Origin of the sequence: Bilophila wadsworthia ATCC 49260 (assembly GCF_000701705.1) — a bacterium.
In the GTDB taxonomy this organism is placed as follows: domain Bacteria; phylum Desulfobacterota; class Desulfovibrionia; order Desulfovibrionales; family Desulfovibrionaceae; genus Bilophila; species Bilophila wadsworthia.
The window spans coordinates 58,981-81,671 of the sequence record NZ_JNJP01000009.1 but is presented as its reverse complement, the minus strand read 5'-3'; the positions used below and the strand labels follow the sequence as shown (position 1 = coordinate 81,671).

The following is a 22,691-nucleotide window of genomic DNA, read 5'->3' as shown; positions in this document are numbered from 1 at the left end:
ATCGGGCATTCTCCAAATGATGCTGTACGAGCATGGCGATTTGATTTTCAAGGCCGGACACCGACGTTTTCATACCGTCCATCCGGGTGCCTATCGCTTTCATGTCACCCCGCAACTCTTCAAGAGAAAGCTGTATGGCGTGCATGGTCTTGCCGTCGGGAACCGTTTCCATCCGGCGCTCGAGCTCTTCGACGCGATCTCCGAGTTCGGCCACGGTCTTTTGCGTGTCGTGGTGTTCCGCTCTGGTCGCAAAACGTCGGGACAGGTGATAGACGCCCCATCCGTAGACGAGTGTGGCGAGTATTCCGAGCACCGGCCACCAGCGGTCAAGCTCAGTCAGTATGTCGGTCACGGGAGCCTCCATCATTATAGAAGGTAATGAGCGCCCGATACCCGGCTTCGAGCTTCCGGCAATACCCGCCAAAATCCCGAACATGCGCGAGCACGTCTTCCGGCGTCGCTAGTGCGTCTTGCCGTACCCCGGCGTGAGCGGTTCCGGCGGAACCGGGAGCGTCGTCAGCGCCGCCGGGGGCGGAGCCTTCGTTTCCGGCGCTATAATAGGAACCGGCAAGGCCGAGGGCCTCGTTGTACAGGCGCACCCACTCACGAGACAGGCCAGCACAATCACGGCGAGCCTTTTCTGAAACATCCCTGATCCTCTTGTTGATGCTGGCGCGCTCGGCGTCCAGTTCGGCGGTTTTCGCGGCGAGCTCTCGGGCGAACTTCTCGCCCCGCGCCGTTTCCGCCGCCAGACGCTCGCGGGCGTTCTTTTCGGCGGCGGCCACGGCTTCGGCGCGGGCGCGCTCCTGCTCGGCGTGGGCGGCGTTGATTGAAGCGACACGAGCTTCATAGACGCGGCTGGTCACATAGTCGCCCCGTGCATACCCGGCCAGAAAAGCAAGTAGGCATACTATCAGGGGGATAGCCGCATCCATAAGCCAATCGACAATCTTACTCGGCACAGCTCACCCCCGGACCCCAGCCCGCCCGGACATACGCCGCCTGCCTCTCGAAAATGTAGGCGACATAGCGGCGGTTTTCCCGGATCGCGCTTGCCCTGCGCCCCGCGTTCACGGTTTCGACGCTTCCAAAGTAGCGATCTGGATCGAGCCCCTTCTTTGCGGCGAGGTTCCGATCCCGGTTCACCCAGCCCGCGCCGCCGTTGTAAGCTGACAGCGCAAAAGCCATGCGATCGCAGGGGATAAGGCTTTTCCCGGCGCTCATGGCGCTCATGCGATCCCAAAGGTATTTATCGTAGACGACGCAGGCCCGAAGGCTCCAAGCTGGTTTGAACGGCTGGGGATTGCCGACTTCCGGCGCAACGGTGGGAAGCCACCGGGCCGTCGACGGGATGAACTGCGCCAGCCCTTGCGCGTTCGCCGCCGACACAGTGTCGTTTCGCCACCATGATTCCGTATGAATTTGGGCTGCGAAGATGGATACCGGGGCGTTCAGCCCCCACGCGGCGCGGGCCTCCCGGATGAGCGTCGCCCGGTACTGGAGCGCCGCGCGGGGGATGGCCACGGTCTTTTCCGGGACGGCGGCATGGGCGAAGGTGGCGAATAAGGCCAGAAACACGGCTCCGACGACGGCGCACCCGACGGAAAAGGCCAACCCAACAGCAAAAGCCTCAATAATTTCAGGGAGGCGCTCTTTGATACGGCATCGCATGGCTACAACCCTAGACACATGCCGAGGATCACCATGCCCACCATGATCCCACGCCGGATTGTTGCTACGACGAAGGCGCGGAGATACCCGGCGCATATCTCAAAGTCGACCTCGTCGTCCCCACCGTCGGCGTCGGGATTGCGGAGCCAGTCGGTTTTCAGATACCCGGACGGTCGGGCATAGGGGAAAATGGCCCGGTCGATCCACACGCCGATGCACGCGGCGAAAGACACCAGTGCGGCCTTGTACGCGATAACCGGGAGTTGCTGGGGAGAAATGACGGCAAGGAACGCAAGGATCAGGACGGTGACGAGGCCGCACAGAGCCAGCCAGCGGCGGGCGGAAAAAAGGCGTTTGAACATAAAAAAACCTCCTGTGACGGCACACTGTCACAGGAGGTTTTGAATGTTTCCCCGGAAGAAGTTCCGTCAAAAGAAGGAAAGTTGGCGGGGGCCGGACTTGTGGCTCCGAGCCACAAGTCGGACGTATCGCTCGGTTACGCCGAGTTCAAGCGCGATCTGCTCGTGCGGCTGCCCCGTCTCAAGCTTCCGGGCAATGGCGGCCTTGTACGGCTCGCCACGGCGTCCGTTGGGGACTGTGATCCGAAGCCCGCCGTACTCGGCAACCAGCGCGGACAGGGCGAATACGCCGAGGATGCGCCCAAGCTGGCACGCCGGATCAGCCCGTCTCGGCACATATACAGGAACGCCGCCATACGAACGGCACAGTGTCTCCGCCGCCGTGTGCCCGATTACTTCCTCAAGCTCCGGGCGGCTTACCCATGTTTCGGCCATGTGCATATCCTCCACGGTGATAAGGGGACCGAGTAGAACATACACAAAAATTTTATGATTTGGGAAAAATTACACTTTTTGACCGATCTGCCGGGAAATGTGTAATTGGAAAACCGGAAAACAGACAAAAAAAGCCGCCCGAAGGCGGCATGAGGTACAAAATTATTCAGTTCTTTCTCGTGATGCGTTTTCATCTTCCTGCTTGCTGGCTGAATCCAAGGCGGCTGTTTGGAAAGACATAGAACCTTCACGTGGCTTGCCTATTCCCTGTACAAAACCCTCCTTAAACACTCCCCCCTGAAAAGTAGCCGTCAACTGCAAGGGGATCGGTGGCAACGCCTCTTCTGATTTGCGTCGAGCACACCTGTGGTAAAAGTCTTCCAACGCAGCCTCTTCTAGCCAAACTAAAGAAAACGTGCGTTTCTTGTCGGCAAAGGTGATGGTCACTCTATCCTTTTCTCGATCTATTAGGGAAACAACATAATCTCCATCTATAAAATAGCGCCGTTCTTCTGCGACCTCTTCAACGGGTTTCACATTTTTAAAAAGGCTTTTCGCTGTCGACGCGGATACTTTTATATCATCTATGGCAATTTTATCTTCTTTTTGCATCTTACTAGCCAGATAAGCTACGGGAGCGGCCGTCTGTTCGGCCAGATCAAAAGCGCGATCAATGGCATGCATGGCGTCTTTACGAATAGATTCATCTTGTAAACGTTCCTGAGCTTTTAACTCTATTTCGGCTCTTTTTTCTTCTTTGAATTTTTCAAAGGCTATTTCAGCAGATATTTTAGCAGTCTGGGCTTGAGTGTCGCAATAATGCCAAAATCCAATACCGGCTGGAACAGCCAAAATAGCCGCTATCGAAATAATGGCCCATTTTTTGTCTTTGGATTCCATATTAGCCCACATATCTTTAAAAAAAGCCTTGATACAGCTACAGCCGGGCTCGATAGAAACGGTTACCCTGAGCCCCGTTTTGTCCATAACCGACGTGTTATATTTGACTTTGTGTTCCGAGTACTCACCATACGCCGCTATGAGTGCTTTCTGAAGCCTTATAACAAATTCGGCTACCTTGTAGTCAAGCCTGCCATCCCACTGCTTGCCCACCAGCTTGATTGAAAAAATAGTTTGTTCGGAAAATTCAATAGATTCCCAAGAAAAATCTTTTTCCCAGCTGGCAATATAGGCGTCAATGGCCGTATCAAAATCTCTGACAACCAATGTATCCATTCACGTCCTCCCCGTAAATGAGTACACACGGCATGTGTGCACTTTGTCTACCATAAAATTTTTCTGTTGTAAGACTGACACATGTCAGCATCCCGCCCGGCGCTCACCGCGCTGGCCCCTCAACTCTTCCACGCCTTCATCACGTTAAACGCTGTCCCACCTTGCCTTATCGTGATTATCGGTAGCCCTCTTTTCCATCTTTCGCAGTTCCTCGTTTTCGCGTTCAAGCTCGCGGATACGGGAAAGGTGTCGCTCGGCTTGGACACGGAGATCGGCGTTTTCCCGGATCAAGGCATTGTTTTCGTCTACTGCCCTCAAATATCGGTCAAGGATGTCCGTATCCCCTGTTTGTCCGACACGTCGGACATTTTTGTTTTCTTGTAAATTAATATTTTCAGTATGTTGTATTTTTTTCTCTTCTTTATTTGTCCGACCGTCGGACATTTTCCCCTCTGATAAATTCTTTTTTAAGCCTGCCTGAAATTGGGGAGAAACCTTTCCTAAATCATGTATGGAAGCTAATAATTGTGCGCTATTACTAGATATATCGTTAGCATCGCATGATTGTTCGTCTCGGTACATCGGGCCTGTGCCATTTAACAGCCAGTCACGGCATAATTTTTGATCCAATATCAACCTTTCAAGGAAAACGGGATCTGCTTCGCGTAGTCCATCTTCATACCTCTTCAGGGTAACAGGACTTATGCCTAGCCGTTTAGAAAAGACTGCACGAGAGATGCCTTGCCGGATCATTTTTATTCGTTGACCTAAATTTTTCATAGCCTGCTCGTATGTTTTTTTGATCCGTTGGTTGACTTTTTGATCCTATGGATCTATTTTTGATCCAACGAACCACGAAAAACCACAACTTCCAAAACCACCCCTACACGGAACCGAGAAGGGGCGCAAGAAAGGGAAGGGTTATGAACCAGACAAACACTCGAAGGACGGACATTCCGCTGACGCTCCGGGAAAGCGTGAAGGACGCCTTTGCCGAGCGCGGACTCAGCATTTCCCAGTGGGCTCGCAAGCACAATCTCGCCCCGCAGTACGTCTATGATTTGTTGAATGGCCGGACGAACGGGGCGCGGGGTGAATCCCACCGGGCAGCCGTGCTCCTCGGCCTCAAGGAAGGCGTCATCGAAGAGCGGGCGGCGTCATGATGCACCCCGTCAGTTGGAACATGGCGAGGCTCATGCGGCGCATCAGGCGCAGGGACATGAAGATCGGAAAACTGAAACGGGAGCTTCGCAAGCTCCGGAGGAGACAACGCAAGATGGAAGAGGAACGCAAGGCCGTCATCACCGTAGCGGAAAACGGAGGGATAGACGTAGAGATCGAGTTTTTCCCTGACGCCGGACGTGTTGGCATCTGCGGAGAACTCGCCGCGATCGGATTTGGGGCCATCGTACAGGCATACGGTCGGTTTAAAGACGAAGAACAGGCCGAAGAATAAGGAGAAAATCATATGACCCATAAAGACGGCTACACGCTCTGCAACTTCTGCGGAAGCCATGAATCACGGGGTGACGTTTCTGGTCGCCGGACAACAGGACACCCATATCTGCGACTGCTGCGCGTGGGACTGCGCCATGCTGATCTATGAAAAGATGAAGGACCGGTACAACGGGGAACAGACCGACACCGTTATGGAAAAGCCCCAATACCCGAACTTTCCCTACTTTAAGGAACTCCCCGAAAACGAACAATCCGCCTTGGAGGATGAAGATGAATAACCTCACCGCAACCACCCTCGCGGCTCATTTCCCCGCCGTGGCTCCGGCAATCTTCCGGGCGCTCGAAAACGAAAAGCCCCTCACCGCTGACACGGTGAAGGGCAATGAAGGAAAAAACGAAAACACTGTTCATTCCGCTTGGCCTGTTACCATACTCGACACCCCGGCGCAACTCCCGCCCTTGGCTGCAAGGATCGACGGCTTGGCCTCCCAGATCGCGCAGATCGTCGACGGAACCGTCAGCATGGGCGTGGAAATGCAGCTCATCATTCTTGCCTTCAACCTCGCCGCCGTCGCCGAACAGGTGGCGCATATGGAAAACAATCTGGAGGTGCCCGCATGACCGAAAAGAAGAAGCTCACGCAGCTCGGGCGGGCGTTCCTGCTCATCGAGACCTTGGCCCCGCACGTCGTGACCGGACTTTCCGTAACTGATCTTTCCGTCACCACAGGCATTTCCGCTCCGAACGTCTGCCGAGACATGGACGCCCTTGCCGCCGAAGGCATGGCGCAAAAGCTCGAAAGCGGGCGCTGGGCGCTTACGTCAAGGCCGCTCAAAGCCTACCGAGCCTACGACATAGCCCTCCGCAACCAGCAGCAGCGGCAGGACGACTTCAAACGCAACATCGAAACCGGGGCCTACAGGCTTCTCGGATAGGAGACACTTCTATGACCGACACCGTTATTTCCACCCCCGCCGTCTCCAAACAGCCCGATCCAGAAAAAGAGCTTCAAGACGTCCGGAGCAGCACCGTCTCCGTCCGTGCGGAAGACTACGTTCTCGATCTTAGATTTCAGCAGCAAGTTGGGCGCGTACAAGGGTTTCGAGCGGCTGCCTCCGGCCTTAATCTCGGAGTCATTCACTGGTTTTCTACTATGAAAGCCAGTGGTGATTACAAAGGCCGAACCTTTGAAATAAACGGAGAAATCCATTCCCCGAAAACATTTGATGAGTTGTGCGACGCAATGGGTTTCTCCCGCCAGAGTATCTATGAAGCCCTCCAAAACTACGCCACGTTCGGCGAGGAACGCCTGACGGAAATCCGCAACCTTGGCCTTACCGTGCGGGACACCCGTAAAATCCGCAAGGCCATCAAGGATGTGGACGAGGACACGAAAAAGGAAATCTTCCGGGAGCTCAAGAGTTCCACGCCGGAAGACCTTCGCGTCACCATCGACGTCATCTGCGCCCAGCACGCCAAGGCGCAGGCCGACAACAAGAAGCTCGAAAAGGAAGCCGAAAAGCTCAAGGAAAAGGTCGAAACGCTCGAAAAGGACAAGGAAGCCCAGCAAAAGGTGGCGCAGGAGCGAAACGACCAGATCGCGGCGCTGAAAGAAGAGCTCATCGTGGCCACATCTTCGGCCATTGCTGACGTTGAAGTCAAAAAGATGAAGAAGAACGCGAAGAACCGGGAGATCATCGACGAAAAGTGCAGAGACGCCGTTTTCGCCGTGGCGAACCTTGCGGCGTTCGGTTCGTCGGTTCTCGACGACGATGAAAATTCGGAAGAGACGGCGGCCTATGTCCACGAGCGGATTTCTTCCGCCGTGCGGGGCATGGCCGCGCATATTCTCTCCGCCGGGATCGACGTGGATCTTACGGCGGAGCTTGTGCCGGACTTCGGCCCGGATGTGGATGGGGAACCGTTCCCCGAAGCGGACAATCAGGAAACGACCGACTAGGGGTTTGCCATGCCTTCCACACCTTCAACCGAACAGCTTCGCCTCATAAGCGACGCGGCCCGTGCGCTCGAAAAGGCGGACCCGTGCAATGGGGATCGCAGGCGCATCGTGGCACGGCTTGCCGAAACGCTGAATCGCTCCCTGAACACCACCTACAACTATCTGAAAAAGTACGGCGGGTGGGAGAGCGGCAAAAAGCCACGTAAGGACAAGGGCGAGACGTGCGTTCCCGAGGCGCTTTGCCGGAAGATCGCGGGACTCGTCATCTGCGGCGACCGCGCCAACGGCAAAAGGCCCATGTGCATCAAGGACGCCGTGAAGCGCTGGGAGGCGAACGGGGAAGGCATCGCGGACCAGGAAACAGGAGAAGTCACCATGCCGTCGGTTGAAACCATCAGCCGCGCCATGCGGCGCTACGGGTGCCACCCGGATCAGCTCAGGGTGGCGAGCCCGTCCGTCCGTATGCGGACGGAGTACCCCAACAGGCTCTGGCAGGCCGACGCCTCGGTATGCGTCCTGTACCGCATCCGGGGCACCGGAAATATCGGGCTCATGAAGGAAGAGAGCTACAACGAAAAGAAGCCCGAAAACCTCATCAAGATTAGGAATACGCGCATCGTGCGCTATATCGTGGTCGATCACTGTTCCGGCAACTTCTACCTGCGCTATGAGCAGGCCGCCGGAGAAGACGCCAAGGGGTTTCTCGATACGCTGATTGATGCCATTACCGACCGGGGGCCGCAGGACGTCATGCACGGCGTCCCGGAAATCCTCTACACCGATCCCGGCCCCGGCCCGGCCTCTTCGCTCGTCACAGGCTTTTGCGGGCAAATGGGGATCACTCCGGCGCAGCATGTGCCGGGAAGAGCCCGCGCCACCGGATCGGTCGAAAAGTGTCAGGACATCGTCGAATGCAAGTTTGAAAGCCGCCTGCGCTTTCTGGAAGTGCCTGACGTCGCGCAGTTGCAGGCGCTTGCGGATCGCTGGCGCAGGTATTTTTGCGCCACGGCGATCCACACCCGGACGAAAAAGACCCGCAACGACGTGTGGCTTTCCATTCCTGCGGAGAAGCTCCGCACGGCTGAGGCCGACGTCATGCACTCCATTGCGGCGTGGGGCGAGGTACGGTGTCAGGTGAAGGACGACTTCACGATAAGCGCCGACACCCGGACGCATTACGGCGTCCGGCGCTACGATCTGCGTGAACTCGGCTACCACGGGCTGCAAGTCAGGGACTCCGTATCCGTCCGCCTCAATCCCTACAAGGCCCCGAGCATCATTGCCGTCATCGAAAAGCCCGACGGGGAAAAGGTTTCCTTTGAGGTGCCTCCCATGCAGTTCGACGGCGCAGGGTTCGATCTCGGCGCTCCGACCTTCGGGGAAGGCTTCAAGGCCATGCCGAAGACGCGCGCGGAAAAGACCCTCGAAGCGATCAAAAAGGAAGCCTACGGCGTTCAATCCGTGGAGGAGGCCGACAAGATGCGCCGGGCAGGAAAGCCCGCCTACGCCACGATCGACATCATGGCGGACGTGAAGGAAGCGCCCGTCTACTTGAAGAAGGCCGGGACGCCTTTGCCTCTCGAAGAGAAAAAGGCCGACGTGCCGCCGATGAAGCGGCTCTCCTTCGCTTTGATGATGCGCCGGGATCATCCGGATGTCTGGCGCGACGACAACACCGACGAATGCGCGGAATGGCTGCGGACACGGTATCCCGACACCGTACCCGGAAACGAGATCGAGGCCGTGGTCGAACGGATGCGCGAGAAGTTCGCGCCGAAACGTGCCTGGCGGCTTGAGTTCCGGCCAAATGAAGGGAGGGCGGCATGTGCCGGATAATCCCCTACGATCCAACCGTAAAAGATCTCTTTGAAGAGGCGGAGCTCAGTCAGCGCGAGGCCGCCGCAAAGCTCGGTGTCTCCCCGGCGCTCGTCAATCAGCTTTTGAACCGGGGAACCCTCCCGAAAACGGGATGGGCCGGACTCAAAAAAGGGCTCGCCTCTTTGCTTGAAGAACGCGGCGTACAGCCCGCCCTTGTCGACTATGCTCTCGGCAAGCTGGAACGGCTTGCCGGGGATGAAGATACCCCCGCCGGGGATACGGCGGAAAGCGAGGAACCCATGATCTTGAAGAAGCAAACGCTCACGATGAAGACACGGCAGGCATTCGGCATCGTCAAAAACCCCTTTGCCGATCCGCAGGATGCCGCCGACGTCTATCTTTCGCCTAAAATCCGGTATGTCCGGGAGATGATGTATGACGCCGCGACGAACGGCGGTTTCCTCGCCGTGGTGGGCGAGTCCGGTTCCGGGAAGTCCACGCTCCGGGAAGAACTTATCGACCGCGTGAAAAACGAAAACGGCAAGACCGTCATCGTAGAACCGTACACGCTGGCAATGGCCGAGAACGAATCGAACGGCAAGCCCATGCGCTCCCAGCACATCGCCGAGGCCATCATCAGCACCATCGCCCCCGGAACTTCGGTCCCGTCGTCTCCGGAAATGCGCTTTCGCAGGCTCCATCAACTCTTGAAGAGCGCCCACGGCGCGGGGACGCATCATTGCGTCATCATCGAAGAGGCTCACGACCTGCACCGACACACGTTGAAGAGCCTCAAGCGGTTCTGGGAATTGAAGGACGGGTTGCACCGGCTCCTTTCCATCATCCTGATCGGACAGACGGAGCTCGGGGAAAAGTTGAAGCCCGCCGACGCGGGGGTGCGCGAAGTTGTGCAGCGGTGCGACGTGCTGAATATCACCCCAATCGAAGACGTAGCGGATTTTCTCCGCTTTCGGTTCACCCGAGCCGGGATCGACTTCGGCAAAATGTTCGCCGAGGACGGTGTCGACGCGATCAAGGAAAGCCTCACCGTGGCGCAGGACCGTTCCGGCAATGGCGTGTACATGGGCTATCCCCTCATGATCGCCAACATGACCATCGCCGCCCTGAACCTCGCGGCGAGTGCCGGGGAAAAGCAGGTGACGGCGGACGTTGTGCGGATGGTGCGGCCGTAATCATCTTTTAGGAGCATATCAGCTTGCGGCTCAGGGGAGATAATATGACAGACCGAGAATTTGTGGAATTGGTGCGCAGGATGCGGCTTGCTCAGAATACCTACTTGTTGATTCGTGCGCCGTCCGATCTGAACAGGGCGAAAGACTTTGAACGTGAGGTCGACGAAGAATTGGAGCGTCGGAAAATGGCGGAAGCGCCGAAACAGACAACACTCTTTTGAGGGAAACGCTTATGCGGGACTCAATAACGGTCAAGAGAAAACGCGGCAAAATTACGGAAATCAACCTGACCGGCAAGGCGGCAGGAAGCTTTTTCAAAGCACTTATGCAATCCCAAGAGGAAAAAGACAATGGCAAAACGTGTGAAACCCATTCTGAACATCCCAGCGGTGACGACTCTTGAGGAAGCGGATGCGACGCTGGCGCAGATCGCGGCGAGGAAGCGGGAACTTGCGCTTATTGAGCTCGGACTGAAAGAGGATGTCGACGCCCTGAAACTCAAATGCGCCGAGGCTTCCGAACCGATCAAGCAAGACATTGAAGTTCTGGAACAGGCGCTGATCAGGTTCGGGGAGTCCAAAAAATCCGAGCTGTTCGTCAAAAAGCGCTCCCGGGAGCTCACGTTCGGCATTATCGGCTTTCGGGCAAGCTCCGCCGTCAAGACAATGCGGAAAACGACATGGGAACAGGTGCTCGGCCTTATCCGCGACGCGGGGATGCCCGAGTGCATCAGGACAAAGCAGGAAGTGGATAAGGAAGCGCTCCGCCAGCTTCCCCCGGAACGCCTCGCCGCCGTGGGGTGCAGGCTCGAACAATCCGATCTCTTTTTCTACGAACTGAACGAGACGGAACTCGCGGGAGCTGAATCCGCATAATGACAAACCGGGCGGAGCAATCCGCCCGGCTCCATATGGAGGGATACCAATGCGCACCACAGCTGATCCAAAGAAACTTGTCAGGGTGCTCCAGACGGGACGCCGCAAGCTCGGCATGACTGACGAAGAATATCGCGGGCTCCTTTCCAGCGTCACGAGTGGCCGAACGACTTCCAGCAAGGAGCTTTCCGGCGAGGAACTGGTCCGGGCGCTGGCGGCGCTCAGAAAGGCGGGCTTTCGCACGACGGCGGACCCGCAGATCAGGAAGATCAAAAGCCTCTGGTATGAAATGCACGATCTCGGAATCGTCAGAAACCGGAGCGATCAGGCTATCGAGACGTACATCCGGCGCATCACGCGGGCGCAAAAAATCGAATGGTGCTCCGTTGAACAACTCCAGCTCGTCATCGAAACACTGAAAAATTGGATTGACAGGATCGAGGAACCGGCGGCAAGGGAACACCTGCAACGTTTCTTCACGGAGCAGCAGCCCGCCACGGTCGTCATGCAGTAACACGCGCCAGTCGCATCAAAAGCAAATGGAGAATGTCATGAACAAGTATGATCTCGTACGGCGGCTCAGGAAGGAATGCGGAGCAACGGAAGAGGAGATGGAAAAGCTCGTCAAGGCCATGATCGACACGTTCACGGAAGCCCTTGCGGAAGGCGATCGGGTTTTCCTTCCCGGACTCGGGACGCTCACCCCCGTACCGCGTGCCGAGCGGATCGGGCGTAATCCGAAGACCGGCGGCTCCTGCACCATCCCGGCGCGCACAACGGTCAAGTTCGCAGCCGCGAAGCGTCTCAAGGATGCGTTGAACAGGTAGACATGCTACCCCGTTAAACAACAAAAAAGGAGGGTTGATTCCCCTCCTTTTTTGTTGCAGATTCTGCAATAGAATTACACTCCCACCTAAAATCCTTCCCGATACTTCCCAAGTTATCTCGCTTTTTCCCACTACTTTTCATGCCATTGATCACCTCAGCGCGGCCTTTTCAAAACAGGCGATCCAGCCCTCCAAGCCTTTGACGGCCCCGTCCATTGAACTCTCCGCGCTGTCCGCCGCCGTTGCCAGCAGATAAATGTCCCTGAACGCATAGTCCGACGGGAACAGAGGATTGGAGCGATCGAGCAGGGTCTTCATCTGGCCGCACATCTCATAAAAATAGATGGGGGTGGCGAATGCGATTACCTCGGCGTCCTTCATTTTTCGGACGATGGCGTCGGCATCGTCATGGATGACGCATCGCTGCGTTTTCTGGCAGGCCAGACAGCCTTTGCAAAAGCCGATGGTTTTGTCGTGCAGGCTGAGCAGTTCCACGTTATGTCCGGCTTCCTCCGCACCTCTGGCAAATTCACGGGCCAGCATTTCGGAGTTGCCGTTCTTGCGGGGGCTGGTCGAAAGGATCAGGATGTTTTTCTTCATGGAAATCGTTCTCCTTCTATATTCATTGTGGACGGTTGGGGCGTTCCGCCCTCCATATGGAGGTGACACGGATTGCGGCCACCGAAATGGGCTCAGGCCTTGTGCCCCGTGTCTCTGGCGAAGAGGGAAAAACTGACCGCGATCAGCAGAGCCGCCATGACGCTGATGCCCGCCGCCGCCAGAAAGATGCCATTGATGCCGAGGTTGTCATAGGTGAACCCGCCCACGGCGGCGGCAAGGCCAATGGCGAATTGCGTCGCCGCGACGGTGAGCCCTCCGGCAAGCTCCGCCTTGTCGGAGAGGGTGCGGGCGATCCATGTGGACCAGCCTACCGGGGTAAAGCCGAACGCGAATCCCCAGAAAACAGCCAGCGCGATGCCGATGTCCGCGTGCCCTTGGGAGAGAAGCAAGGCGAGCGCGGCGGCTGTGAAGGCCAGATGGACCAGAATCATGGTTGACCGGAAGTGATTCCCGAGGAGCGCGCCCGCAATGAAGGTGCCGAGGACGTTCGCCACTCCGAAGACCAGCAGGATCACGGAAAGCGTATTGGCTCCCAAGGCGAGATCCAGCTCCAGAAAGGGCCGCAGGTATGTGAAGAAAATATGGTATCCGCCGAAACTCAGGATGTTCCCGCCGATACCCGCCAGAATCCATGTGCGCCGGAGCAGGGCGGACATGTCCCGGAAACCGCTGCCCGCGCGGGCCGGGAGGGAGGGCAGGGCGCGGTATTGCCAGACGAACCCGAAAGCGGCCATGAGCGCGCCGAGGGAAAAGACATTTCGCCAGCCGATCAGATGGCCGATCCAGCTCGCCACGGGCAGGGCGATGATCGTCGCTACGGAAACCCCGGCGTAGACGATGCTCAGGGCGCGGGGGACGTCCTTCGTGGGGACGAGCTGCAGGGTGACGGCGGAGGCCAGCGACCAGAAGCCGCCCACGCAGATGCCGAGTATCGCACGCCCGATGAGCATGATCGAATAGGTCGGAGCCATGCCGATCAGCATGTAGGACGCGACAAGCATGGCGGAAAAAGCCAGCAGGATGCGCCGCCTGTCGGTGTTTCCCGTCAGCGGGGCCAGCAGGAGGCTGGTCAGCACGGCGAGCACGCCTACGGCGGTGACCGTCTGCCCGGCCATGCCCTCGGAGACGGCAAGATCTCGGGCAATGGGCGTCAGCAGGCTTACGGGGATGAATTCGGCTGCAATCAGGGCCATGACGCCCATAAATAAGGAAAAGACCGCCGACCAGCGGGGATTGCCGGTCTGAAAGACACCGTTCTGCATACTATGCCCTTTGGGATGAGGGCGGTGCCCTCAACTGAGGCCCCGCCCTTCCCGGAATGTTACTTCAGATTTTTCGTAAAGAAGTCGGTGAGCTTGCCGAAGGGGATAAGGCTTGCCCTGTCATACAGATCCACATGCCCGGCTCCGGGGACGATATACAGTTCCTTCGGTTCCGCCGCGAGCCTGTACGCGTCTTCGCTGAACTCGATGGAGTGCGCCTTTTCGCCCGCGATGAACAGCATGGGGCGCGGGGAAATCGTCTCGATGTCCGAGAACGGGTAGAAGTTCATGAACTTGACGTTGCTGGTGAACGTCGGGTGCGTGGTGAGCTGCGGGGAGGAGCCTTCCGGAGTGAATTCCCCTCTCGGCGTCCGGTAGAATGCGTAGAATTCCCGCTCGATGGGCGTGGACGTTTCCGTCAGTTCATGGACGGTGCCGCTGGTGTACCGGGTTTCGCCGCCCGTGAATTCCGCATAGCGCTGTTCCGCCGCTTCCCTGAGGATCTGCTTTCGCTGCTCCAAGGTCATGCCATGCCGGAGTCCGTTCCGGTTGGCCGCGCCCATGTCGTACATGCTGATTGTCGCTATGGCCTTCAGGCGGGGATCGATCTTGGCGGCGCTGATGGCGAAACTGCCGCTGCCGCAGATGCCGATGACCCCGATCCGTTCACGGTCCACAAGAGGGTTCGTGCCGAGGAAGTCCGCGGCGGCGCTGAAGGTTTCGGCATACAGGTCCGGTGAAACGGCATTGCGCGGCTGGCCTTCGCTTCCGCCCCAGAACGCCAGATCCACGGAAAGGGTGACGAATCCCTGTTCCGCCATTTTGACGGCGTACAGGTTTGCGCTCTGTTCCTTCACCGCGCCCATGGGATGCCCGACGATGATCGCGGCGTGTTTCGTCTTCTGATCCAGATTCTTGGGCAGGAAGAGGTTCCCGGCGATGTTCATGTTGTACTGGTTCGGAAATGTGACCTGCCGCACGGTTACGCTTTCGCTCTTGTAGAAATTGCTGGCGTCGGCGGGGATTTCCTGAGCCAGAACCGGGGCGGCGGACATTGTGCCGATAATGGCGGCGGTCATACCGAGCTGTTTCATTGCGCGCATCATGTTGTCTCCTTTGAGGTTTGAGTATTCTTGATCGGACTGGGGATTGAAAGGAACGCGGCAGGACTGTTTCAGTATCCTTTTTTCAGTTGAAAAAGAAGGTAATCAAGGCAATCCAGCTTGTTCTGATCCTTATGGAGGTCTTCAAGAAGCAGATTCCGCTGTTTTACAAGAATATGTATTTGGCAAAATATGTTCCCTTCCTTTCTGCTCTGCATGAATTGCTCGATGATCTGTTGTGAGCATCCGGCATCATGCAGGTTTTGAATCAGCGGATCGTCTTGTTTGGGGTTCCCTTTCATAGTTGCTTTCTCCTGTGACATGCATATAAGAGCGGGGGCATTGAATAGCAAATACTTATATTGAATCCTTTACCATGCCTAATAAGCATGGTATGAATCGCCATATCAAAGAGTTTTCTCAGGCTGGCAAGGACGTCATCACGTGTCACCCGGATTCGGGGAAGACATGCGGGCGAACGGCGCGCGGCGGTCTGTAATAAGCGGAGATGAGCTATGGAACTGAGGGTGCTTCGCTATTTCCTTGCCGTGGCAAGGGAGGAAAGCATATCCGGGGCGGCGGAAGCCCTGCACGTCACCCAGCCCACGCTGTCGCGGCAGATGATGGAACTTGAGGAGGAACTGGGGAAAACGTTGTTCCTGCGCGGGAAAAGGAAGATTTCTCTGACGGAGGAAGGCATGTTCCTCCGCAAGAGGGCGCAGGAGATCGTCACGTTGGTGGAAAAGACGGAATCCGAGTTCAGCGCGGCGGAAGAAACCATCAGCGGTGATGTCCATATCGGAGGCGGCGAGACCGACGCCATGCGGCTGATTGCCCGCGCGGCGCACAGGCTCCAGTCGGCGTACCCCCACATTGCGTACCACCTGTTCAGCGGCAATGCGGATGACGTCACGGAACGGCTGGACAGGGGGCTTGTGGATTTCGGCGTCTTCATCGAACCGGCGGATCTGTCGAAGTACGACTTCATCAAGCTGCCGGTGACGGACATTTGGGGCGTGCTGATGCGAAAAGACTGCCCTCTCGCGGCAAGGGCAACGATAAGGCCGCAGGATCTGCTGGGCCTTCCGCTCCTCGCTTCCAACCAGCATCTGGTGAAAAACGAATTTTCAGGATGGTTCGGAGAAGGTTATGAGAAGCTGAACATCACCACGACATACAATCTGCTGTACAACGCCTCGATCATGGTGGAGGAAGGCATGGGATACGCCCTGTGTCTGGACAAGATCGTCAGGACATCCGGCGGCAGCCCGCTGTGCTTCAGGCCGCTGGAGCCGAAGCTGGAAGTGGGGTTGCATATCGCCTGGAAAAAGTACCAGTTTTTCTCGAAGGCCGCTGAAAAATTTCTGGAATGCCTGCAACGCGAGATCGCGGATCGGCGGGAGGCGGATAGCCCAGCGTAACAATAGAACCACAGGCAAGCGGACGCAAAAGGGGAAGAGGGGCTTTTCTGGAAAAGCCCCTCTTCCCCTCTGGTCTATTCTTCTTTTGCCTACAGATTACATCCGATCCGGCGTCCGTCTTCAATGGCGTTCACGATGAGGCTGCCGACCTGCGCGCCGTTGACCGAGCCCGCGCAGAGCACCTCCTTGACCGAGCCCTTGAGCGCTTCGAGCAGGCTGGTGTCGGGTTCCTGCGAAAGGAGCACCATCACCGTGTCGGCTTCGATGAGTTTGCGCTGTTTGTCCTTTGTGGTGATCACCACGCCCTGATCTGTGATCTGGTCGCAGGTCACGCCGCCGAGCAATTGGACGTCCTTCTTGGCGAGCCAGGGCTTGAGCCGATCAAGATAGCGGGGCGGGATGCCTTTGCCGAACGTCTCGGAAGGTTCCAGTACCGTCACCTCACGGCCGCGCTTGCGGAGGAAGACCGCGCCTTGCAGCCCTTCGATCTGCCCGCCGATGATCGCCACGCGCTTGCCGATGGGCAGGAACAGTTTGGTCAGCTTGTTCAAAAGCTCGGGCCCGAAAACAAGCAACGGCAGCTTGACCTGTTTCGACAGGCTGTTGACGCCCGCGACATTGCGGTTTTCGACGCCCTTGAGCGAGGGCAGTCTGTACAGGCCCCCCGTGGCGATGACCACGGCGTCCGGCTTTTCGGCAAGGATCTTGGATACGGTGGCTTCCTCGCCAAGCCTGACCTTGATGTTCAACTTGCCGACCTGTGTGGTCAGATAGCTGATGACGGGGCGCACGTCCTCGACTTCCACGCCCTTGATCATTGCCGCGAGGGGCAACTTCCCGCCGAGCCGCGAGCTTTTTTCAAACAGCGTCACGTCATGCCCGCGCAGGGCGGCGACGCGGGCCGTCTCCATTCCGGCGGGGCCGCCGCCGATGACCACAACCTTCTTTTTCTTTTCGGCGGGCCGGATGGCGAAAAGGCTTTCCCGGCCCATGGCGGGGTTGACCCGGCAGCGGCGCGGGCGGCCCACCGGCGGATCTTCGCAGGTTCCGCAGCGCGTGCAGCGCACGATATCCTCAATGCGGCCTTCCGCGACCTTGCGGGGGAATTCCGGGTCGGCCCAGAGAACACGCCCGAAGGCCACGAGATCCGCCTTGCCTTCTTCAAGGATCTTTTCGGCCTTGGCCTCGTCAAGACGGCCTACGGCGATGACCGGAATGTTCACAGCCTGCTTGATGGCGGCAGCGGCGGGGATGAGCAGGCCGTCGCCCATGAAATCCTTCAAGTAGGGCTTCATGTGTTCTTCCGGCTCGGGATAGGGCCAGTAGTCGGGCAGATAGCGGAACGGCAGCGGCCCGAAGCCGTAGCCGGACACGCTGATGTACCGCACGCCCGCGCCCTCGAAAATCTTGGCGATGGCCACGGTTTCCGCGATGGTCAGCCCCTTGTCGGCACCCCACTCCTGACCGTTCATGCGCAGGCCGAGGGGATAGTCCTCGCCGAGACGCTCGCGCAGCCCGGCGATGATTTCGAGAGGCAGGCGGGTACGGTTTTCGAGGCTCTGGGGGCCATACTGGTCGTCGCGGCGGTTCCAGACCCGGCTCACGAAGCTTTCCAGATAGTAGCCGTGCGCGCAGTGGACTTCGATGCCGTCAAACCCGGCGGCTTTGGCGCGTTCGGCGGCCTTGAAATAGAGTTCCTTGTCCTCCGCGATTTCTTCGGCGGTGAGGCCTCGCGTGGGCTTGCCCACCGGCGGGGGACAGGGGATTTCATCCGGCCCGAGATCGGAGGGGCCGATGGGCAGGCCGCCGCCGTGTCCGGTCATGGCCGAGGCCCCGGAGTGGTGGAGCTGGCAGAACACGGGGCAGCCGTGCGCGTGGCAGCGTTCCACGAGGCGCTTCATGCCGGGGAGGAACCGGTCGTCGTGGAGCGCGCCGTAAGCCCCGGCGGGATGGTCGGAACGCCATGTGATGGCGGATACGATCACAAGCCCGACCCCGCCGGCGGCGATGGCTTCGTAAAAGTCAATGACCCTGTCCCCGGCCGAGCCGTCGTCCTCAAAAAACCAGCTTGACTGGGGGGCCTTGATCATCCTGTTTTTCAGGGTGAGGCCGCTTCCGAGCGAAAGCGGTGACAGGAGCTTATGGAATTGTCCGGTGCTCATGCCGTCTCCTTGCGTGTGTAGAATGTATGGTTGACCCGCGTTGGGCGGGATTTCGGGCAAAGTGAGGGCTCCGGCGGAGGAAGGGCCGCCGGAGCCGTGGGAATGACGGGAATCCGCTAGAAAGAGTAGAGAACGCAGACCGCGCCCTTGAAGTTGTTCTTCTTGGATTCGTAGTCTTTCCAGACGTTGGAATCGAGATCCATACGGATGTAGCCGAGTTCGAGGAACAGGCTGAGGTTTTTGTAAATCTTGTATTCCGAATCGACGTTTACTTCCCACGCCTTGTCGGCGGTGGTCATGTAGTACATGGAGGAAACCGTTTCGGAGGGCTTCGTGATCATCTTCTGGCGGACATTTTCGGTATTGTTGGTACCCCGATAGAAGGCCACGCGGAGGGTGTGGCTGAGGTCTTCAAAGAAAGAAATGTCCTTCAAGTGGCCCACGATGCCGAACGTGCCGTCGACGCTGGTGCCGAGGACCTGCTGGGCGCGGCAGAAGTTCGTGCCGTCGAAGCCGTAGGAAGTCACCTTTACGTCGGGGTTGATGGTGGGCAGGCGCTCGGAACCGTTGTTGACGTTGGCGTCGTCGCCGGAGGAATACCATGCCGTGAGGCCGGGCGTGACGGATTCCATCTTGTATTCGGCAAGGGCGGACACGATCCAGCCTTCGCGTTTGACGTCGATCTTCTTGCCTTTGGTGCTGAGGCCTTCGCCGAGATCGACACGGCCATAGGTGGCGTCGAGGGCGAAGCGGAAGGGATCAAGCACCTTCAGTTCTGTCGTGAACCCGGCCCACCACGCGTCGCCGTGGCGATCGGTCAGGCTGTTGCCCGTCAGGGTCTTGTTGCTCACGCCGAGAGGCAGCAGGCCCTGCAACAGTTTCTTCTGGTCACCGGAGGCCCCGGCGTTTTCAAAGCTGTCGCGGCCCACAAAACCATACATGGCCCACGGGGTCACCTTCACGCCGTCGAACTTGAGGGGCAGGGTGATGCCCGTGAAGTCCATGGCGTCGCTGTAGTGGTATTGCTTGCCGTAGTCGGTGGCGCTGTCGGTGTTGTCGTTTTCGGCGCGCAGCCAGAAGAGGGTGGCTCCGATGTTCTTGGTGAACTGGGTGGACAGGGTGATGCCCGCGCCGTCCGCGCCGCCGCCGCCGAGGATGACGTTTGGAAGGGCGAATCCGGGCAGGCTGAAGTTCTGGAGGCCCATACGGACCTTGGCGTCCGTCTGGGGGATGACCCAGTCAACATAGTTGTAGCGGACCTTGACCACCTTGCCGTCAGTGCCGAGGGACGCGCCGTCCGCGCCCTTGCCCCAGTTCTGGGGCCCGATTTCAAAATAGACGACACCCTTGAGGCTTTCCGACGCGATGACGTCGATCTGCGTACGGATACGGGTGGCATTCTGCATCTTGTCGGAGCCGTTGTGTTTTTCAAAATTACGGTCCGCGAAGGACATGGCATTGTGCCATAGGCCCTTGGCTTTGATGTCCACGGCGTTGGCGGCGGATGCGGCGCCGATGACCAGACCGGCGGCAAGCAGCAGGGTAATCACTTTCTTCATGGGATTCTCCTCAGTTTCTCCTCAAGCGTTTTGGATTGGTGCAACCGTTTGTGTCTTTTCGCTCAATCGGAGGGGCCGCTGCCCGCCACGCGGATTGTCCCACGACGCAACCACAGCGAAAGATTGAAAAGAATCTGATCCCCCACGGAAAGCCGTTTCTCTCCAGGATGGGGACCGGATTGCCCCTGTAACGGTATCCTGCCTATGAGAACAGCAAAGAGTGGGCCAATATCAGCATGTTACACGGATGTACGGAAAAGAAGAATCATTTTGCAACATTAGAAAGGCATATCGTGAAAAGTGTCTTCAATGCTGTTCATATTGAAACCATGTGTATATGAACATGTCTTTTTTATGGACACAGCTTGAGGAGGCCATTCATGGGAGAAATGGCCGCAAGGGACGACCTGGAAGGTCAGGGGGAAGGGATTATGGATGAAGAACGCGATACCGGCATGGCCGCCATGAGCCGGAAGGATCGCAGAGAGCATACTTCCGGTCACATCCGGAGGCGTCAGGCGTTATGGTTAGCGGTATTCGTCGGGGTTGAGGCCGAGTTTTTTGAGCTTCACGTAGAAGCCGCCGCGTGAGATGCCGAGGAGTTTGGCGGCTTCGCGGACATTGCCCGCCGTCCGTTCGAGCGCGGCGAGCAGGCGTTTCGCTTCGTGGCCGGGCAACGGTTTTCCTGTGGGTGCGGAAACCTCGGCTGCGGAGATCCGGGCGTGAAGATCGGAAAGCCCGATGACGTCGCCTTCGGCAAGGGCCACGGCCCGCTCCAGAACGGTTTCCAGCTCCCGGACATTGCCGGGCCACGAATACCTGAGCAGAGCCTCCATAGCTTCGGGGGCTATGGGCTTCGGCTGTTTGCCGAGGGCCTGCGCGAACCGGGAAGCGCAACGGGCGGCAAGAGCCTCAATGTCCGAACGCCTTTCACGCAGCGGTGGAACCGTTATGGTATATTCCCGTAAAAGTTCATGCAGTTCTTTAAGAAAAAGCCCTTCGCGCACGGCTTCGGAAAGCCCCGGGCCTGCCCCGGCGATAAGGCGGACGTTCACTGTGCGGCCTTGCCCTCCGCCGACGCGGGCGGTTTCTCCGCCGCGCAGCAGGCGCACGATCCCCATCTGTGCCGTCAGGGGGAGGGCTTCCACGCCGTCGAGGAACAGCGTGCCGCCATCCGCCAGCTCGCATTTGCCGGGCCTGCCGCCTTCCCCATCGAATCCAAACAGTTCGCTGCGCATAAGGCTGCGCGGGATGCCTCCGCAGTGCACGGCGACGAAGGGGGCCTCCCGGCGGCGTCCCGCGTTGTGGATGGCCTGAGCGAAGCCGTGCCGCTCCGTCCCTTCCTCACCCGTGAGCAGGACCGGAGCGTCATGCCGCGCGGCGCGGCGGAGCGCCTCCCGTGCCTGGGCAATGGCGGGGGAATCGCCCGGAATATCGTCAAGCGCGTAGACCGCCCCGGCCCCGATGGTGCGGGCCGCGAACCCGCACAGGCGGCGCGATTCGCGCAGGGCCAACACGCCGCCCTTGCCCATACCGAGCGGCGCGAAGGAGAGCACGCACGGGAGCGTGCCGTTCGCGGTATGCAGCAGGGCTTCCCGATCCTGAAAGGCATTGTGTTCGTCAAGGATGTCGCGGCGCACTGCTTCGGAAAGCACCGCGTCCTGCAAGTGGAGATGGGGCGGCAACGCCTCCAGCCCGAGCATGGATAGCCCGCGCCCATTGGCGGAATGGATTTCACCCGAGGCGCCGACCTCAAGGATGCCCTCGTCCAACACTTCCATGATCGCACGCTGCCTGCCGAGAGCGGCCCGCAGGTGGAGCTGTTCCGCGATGGCGTGGGCCGAAGCCTCCACCATGCCCCGCGTATGCAGATGATAGGATTCCCGGGCGATGGAAACATTGAGGACGCCTGCAAGCGTGCCGTCTTCGTAGCGGATGGGGGATGCGGTGCAGCTCCAGACATGATGCCGGGCGCAATAGTGCTGTGCGCCGATGATGGTCACGGTCTCCTGTTCGACAAGGCAAGTCCCGATGCCGTTGGTGCCGGATACGGTTTCCGTGGCGATCTGGCCGGGAAGCACGTCGGGCCCGTCGCCCTCACTCCGCAGGGTGTGCAGCACGAGCCCTGAGCCGTCTGTCAGCGAAATGCTGCACCGCGTGGCGCGCACCACGGAAAACAGTTTGTCCATGATGGAACGGGCGCTGCACAGCAGATCGCTGTTGAGACGCTGGGCCTGCTCAAGGAGCAGCGCGTCCACACGTACAATGCTGTTGGCTTCCGTGGTAATGCCGGATTCCCGGCAGCGCTCCCAAGAGGCGAGGATGAACGGGGGGATATATTCGGGATCCACGGGGGCGGTCCCGTCGCGGAATTTTTGCCATTCCGCATACAAGGCTGCGTGCAGGGCTGGGGACGCCTGATCCGGCGCCTGAATCATGAGTGCGGGCATGGAGTGACCATCCGGAGAAAAACCTACTAGCCTGAACACTGCGAAAAAAACAGATTATCGCCTTTTACATACTAGAAAGTGATACCGGAAAAGCCTACGCCGGGCAAACGGAAAATGCGCGAGTCCCGCTGGGGCTCCGCTTCGTGCTTTACTGGGAGGCTTTGCCCCCCTGACCCTGCAAGAGGTTCCCCCGTCAGTGCGGGCGTGCCGGAGTCGGCACAAGTGGGAGCGGGTGAATTCCCGCTGGCACGCGGGTTGTGCTTTGAGCTTATGCGTATTTC

At 58.4% G+C, this 22,691-nt stretch carries 27 protein-coding genes; 13 read left to right on the top strand and 14 right to left on the bottom strand.

The annotated features are described in order from the left end of the window. From T370_RS0106030 to T370_RS24850, 7 genes are all read right to left on the bottom strand, one after another. Positions 1–352: DUF2730 family protein (locus tag T370_RS0106030; RefSeq protein ID WP_029435107.1), on the bottom strand; the 352-nt coding region annotated here is incomplete at its 3' end. Beyond that, positions 333–962 carry a hypothetical protein gene (locus tag T370_RS0106025; protein WP_156034345.1) on the bottom strand — a complete coding sequence of 210 codons (630 nt, stop codon included), beginning with the start codon at positions 960–962 and terminating at the stop codon, positions 333–335. The genes T370_RS0106030 and T370_RS0106025, both read right to left, overlap by 20 nt. Next, on the bottom strand, positions 952–1,671 hold the full coding sequence (locus tag T370_RS0106020; protein ID WP_081847493.1) for a transglycosylase SLT domain-containing protein: 720 nt from the start codon (positions 1,669–1,671) through the stop codon (positions 952–954). The genes T370_RS0106025 and T370_RS0106020 overlap by 11 nt, the downstream gene beginning before the upstream one ends. A 2-nt stretch (positions 1,672–1,673) precedes the next feature. Beyond that, positions 1,674–2,033: a putative holin gene (locus T370_RS0106015; RefSeq protein WP_029435104.1), complete on the bottom strand. Its 360-nt coding sequence runs from the start codon at positions 2,031–2,033 to the stop codon at positions 1,674–1,676. A 66-nt stretch (positions 2,034–2,099) separates the two neighbouring features. Beyond that, positions 2,100–2,465, bottom strand: coding sequence for an RNA helicase (locus T370_RS24855; protein ID WP_156034344.1), 366 nt, complete (start codon positions 2,463–2,465; stop codon positions 2,100–2,102). A 162-nt stretch (positions 2,466–2,627) separates the two neighbouring features. After that, entirely contained in the window at positions 2,628–3,701 is a 1,074-nt protein-coding gene (locus tag T370_RS0106005; protein ID WP_029435102.1) for a hypothetical protein, read from the bottom strand. A gap of 144 nt (positions 3,702–3,845) precedes the next feature. Then, positions 3,846–4,481, bottom strand: a complete 636-nt coding sequence (locus tag T370_RS24850) for an HD domain-containing protein (RefSeq protein ID WP_156034343.1) — start codon at positions 4,479–4,481, stop codon at positions 3,846–3,848. Between the two features lie 143 nt (positions 4,482–4,624). On the opposite strand from T370_RS24850, the gene T370_RS0105995 reads away from it, so the two are divergent. The 12 genes from T370_RS0105995 to T370_RS0105940 all read left to right on the top strand — a co-directional run bounded on the left by T370_RS0105995 (position 4,625) and on the right by T370_RS0105940 (position 11,832). Further along, positions 4,625–4,864, top strand: a complete 240-nt coding sequence (locus T370_RS0105995) for a DNA-binding protein (RefSeq protein ID WP_029435100.1) — start codon at positions 4,625–4,627, stop codon at positions 4,862–4,864. After that, positions 4,861–5,157 (top strand): hypothetical protein, encoded by a 297-nt coding sequence (locus tag T370_RS0105990; RefSeq protein ID WP_029435099.1) that lies wholly within the window; start codon positions 4,861–4,863, stop codon positions 5,155–5,157. The genes T370_RS0105995 and T370_RS0105990 overlap by 4 nt, the downstream gene beginning before the upstream one ends. 58 nt (positions 5,158–5,215) lie before the next feature. Further along, positions 5,216–5,437, top strand: a complete 222-nt coding sequence (locus tag T370_RS0105985) for a hypothetical protein (protein WP_029435098.1) — start codon at positions 5,216–5,218, stop codon at positions 5,435–5,437. Beyond that, entirely contained in the window at positions 5,430–5,780 is a 351-nt protein-coding gene (locus T370_RS0105980) for a hypothetical protein (protein ID WP_156034342.1), read from the top strand. The genes T370_RS0105985 and T370_RS0105980 overlap by 8 nt, the downstream gene beginning before the upstream one ends. Continuing rightward, positions 5,777–6,094 carry a hypothetical protein gene (locus T370_RS0105975; RefSeq protein ID WP_029435096.1) on the top strand — a complete coding sequence of 106 codons (318 nt, stop codon included), beginning with the start codon at positions 5,777–5,779 and terminating at the stop codon, positions 6,092–6,094. Before T370_RS0105980 ends, T370_RS0105975 begins: the two co-directional genes overlap by 4 nt. Positions 6,095–6,105: 11 nt before the next feature. After that, positions 6,106–7,119, top strand: coding sequence for a hypothetical protein (locus T370_RS0105970; protein WP_156034341.1), 1,014 nt, complete (start codon positions 6,106–6,108; stop codon positions 7,117–7,119). 9 nt (positions 7,120–7,128) lie between these two features. Then, positions 7,129–8,955 (top strand): DDE-type integrase/transposase/recombinase, encoded by a 1,827-nt coding sequence (locus T370_RS0105965; RefSeq protein WP_029435094.1) that lies wholly within the window; start codon positions 7,129–7,131, stop codon positions 8,953–8,955. Continuing rightward, positions 8,943–10,130 carry an AAA family ATPase gene (locus tag T370_RS0105960; RefSeq protein WP_029435093.1) on the top strand — a complete coding sequence of 396 codons (1,188 nt, stop codon included), beginning with the start codon at positions 8,943–8,945 and terminating at the stop codon, positions 10,128–10,130. Before T370_RS0105965 ends, T370_RS0105960 begins: the two co-directional genes overlap by 13 nt. 44 nt (positions 10,131–10,174) lie before the next feature. Continuing rightward, on the top strand, positions 10,175–10,351 hold the full coding sequence (locus tag T370_RS24845; RefSeq protein WP_156034340.1) for a hypothetical protein: 177 nt from the start codon (positions 10,175–10,177) through the stop codon (positions 10,349–10,351). Positions 10,352–10,480: 129 nt separating this feature from the next. Beyond that, the gene (locus tag T370_RS0105950) at positions 10,481–11,005 is read left to right on the top strand and encodes a host-nuclease inhibitor Gam family protein (protein WP_051643752.1); all 525 of its coding nucleotides are present in this window, start codon (positions 10,481–10,483) and stop codon (positions 11,003–11,005) included. 49 nt (positions 11,006–11,054) lie between these two features. Next, on the top strand, positions 11,055–11,519 hold the full coding sequence (locus T370_RS23500; RefSeq protein ID WP_029435091.1) for a regulatory protein GemA: 465 nt from the start codon (positions 11,055–11,057) through the stop codon (positions 11,517–11,519). A gap of 25 nt (positions 11,520–11,544) precedes the next feature. After that, on the top strand, positions 11,545–11,832 hold the full coding sequence (locus T370_RS0105940) for an HU family DNA-binding protein (protein WP_081847492.1): 288 nt from the start codon (positions 11,545–11,547) through the stop codon (positions 11,830–11,832). Between the two features lie 150 nt (positions 11,833–11,982). Here the strand turns inward: T370_RS0105940 and T370_RS0105935 are convergent, their stop codons facing one another. The 4 genes from T370_RS0105935 to T370_RS0105920 form a co-directional block, all read right to left on the bottom strand. Further along, positions 11,983–12,432: a flavodoxin family protein gene (locus tag T370_RS0105935; protein WP_029435089.1), complete on the bottom strand. Its 450-nt coding sequence runs from the start codon at positions 12,430–12,432 to the stop codon at positions 11,983–11,985. A 92-nt stretch (positions 12,433–12,524) separates the two neighbouring features. Continuing rightward, on the bottom strand, positions 12,525–13,715 hold the full coding sequence (locus tag T370_RS0105930; protein ID WP_029435088.1) for an MFS transporter: 1,191 nt from the start codon (positions 13,713–13,715) through the stop codon (positions 12,525–12,527). Between the two features lie 59 nt (positions 13,716–13,774). After that, positions 13,775–14,821, bottom strand: a complete 1,047-nt coding sequence (locus tag T370_RS0105925; protein WP_029435087.1) for an alpha/beta hydrolase — start codon at positions 14,819–14,821, stop codon at positions 13,775–13,777. 68 nt (positions 14,822–14,889) lie between these two features. Next, positions 14,890–15,120: a hypothetical protein gene (locus T370_RS0105920; protein ID WP_029435086.1), complete on the bottom strand. Its 231-nt coding sequence runs from the start codon at positions 15,118–15,120 to the stop codon at positions 14,890–14,892. A gap of 213 nt (positions 15,121–15,333) precedes the next feature. Here T370_RS0105920 and T370_RS0105915 point away from each other — a divergent pair, with 213 nt between their 5' ends. Further along, positions 15,334–16,239, top strand: a complete 906-nt coding sequence (locus T370_RS0105915; protein ID WP_029435085.1) for a LysR family transcriptional regulator — start codon at positions 15,334–15,336, stop codon at positions 16,237–16,239. Between the two features lie 89 nt (positions 16,240–16,328). Here T370_RS0105915 and T370_RS0105910 read toward each other — a convergent pair whose 3' ends face one another. The 3 genes from T370_RS0105910 to T370_RS0105895 all read right to left on the bottom strand — a co-directional run bounded on the left by T370_RS0105910 (position 16,329) and on the right by T370_RS0105895 (position 22,410). Further along, the gene (locus T370_RS0105910) at positions 16,329–18,401 is read right to left on the bottom strand and encodes an oxidoreductase (protein ID WP_029435084.1); all 2,073 of its coding nucleotides are present in this window, start codon (positions 18,399–18,401) and stop codon (positions 16,329–16,331) included. A gap of 116 nt (positions 18,402–18,517) precedes the next feature. Then, positions 18,518–19,960: an outer membrane homotrimeric porin gene (locus T370_RS0105905; protein ID WP_005024491.1), complete on the bottom strand. Its 1,443-nt coding sequence runs from the start codon at positions 19,958–19,960 to the stop codon at positions 18,518–18,520. A 527-nt stretch (positions 19,961–20,487) separates the two neighbouring features. Continuing rightward, positions 20,488–22,410 (bottom strand): sigma-54-dependent Fis family transcriptional regulator, encoded by a 1,923-nt coding sequence (locus tag T370_RS0105895; protein ID WP_081847491.1) that lies wholly within the window; start codon positions 22,408–22,410, stop codon positions 20,488–20,490. Positions 22,411–22,691: the final 281 nt, after the last annotated feature.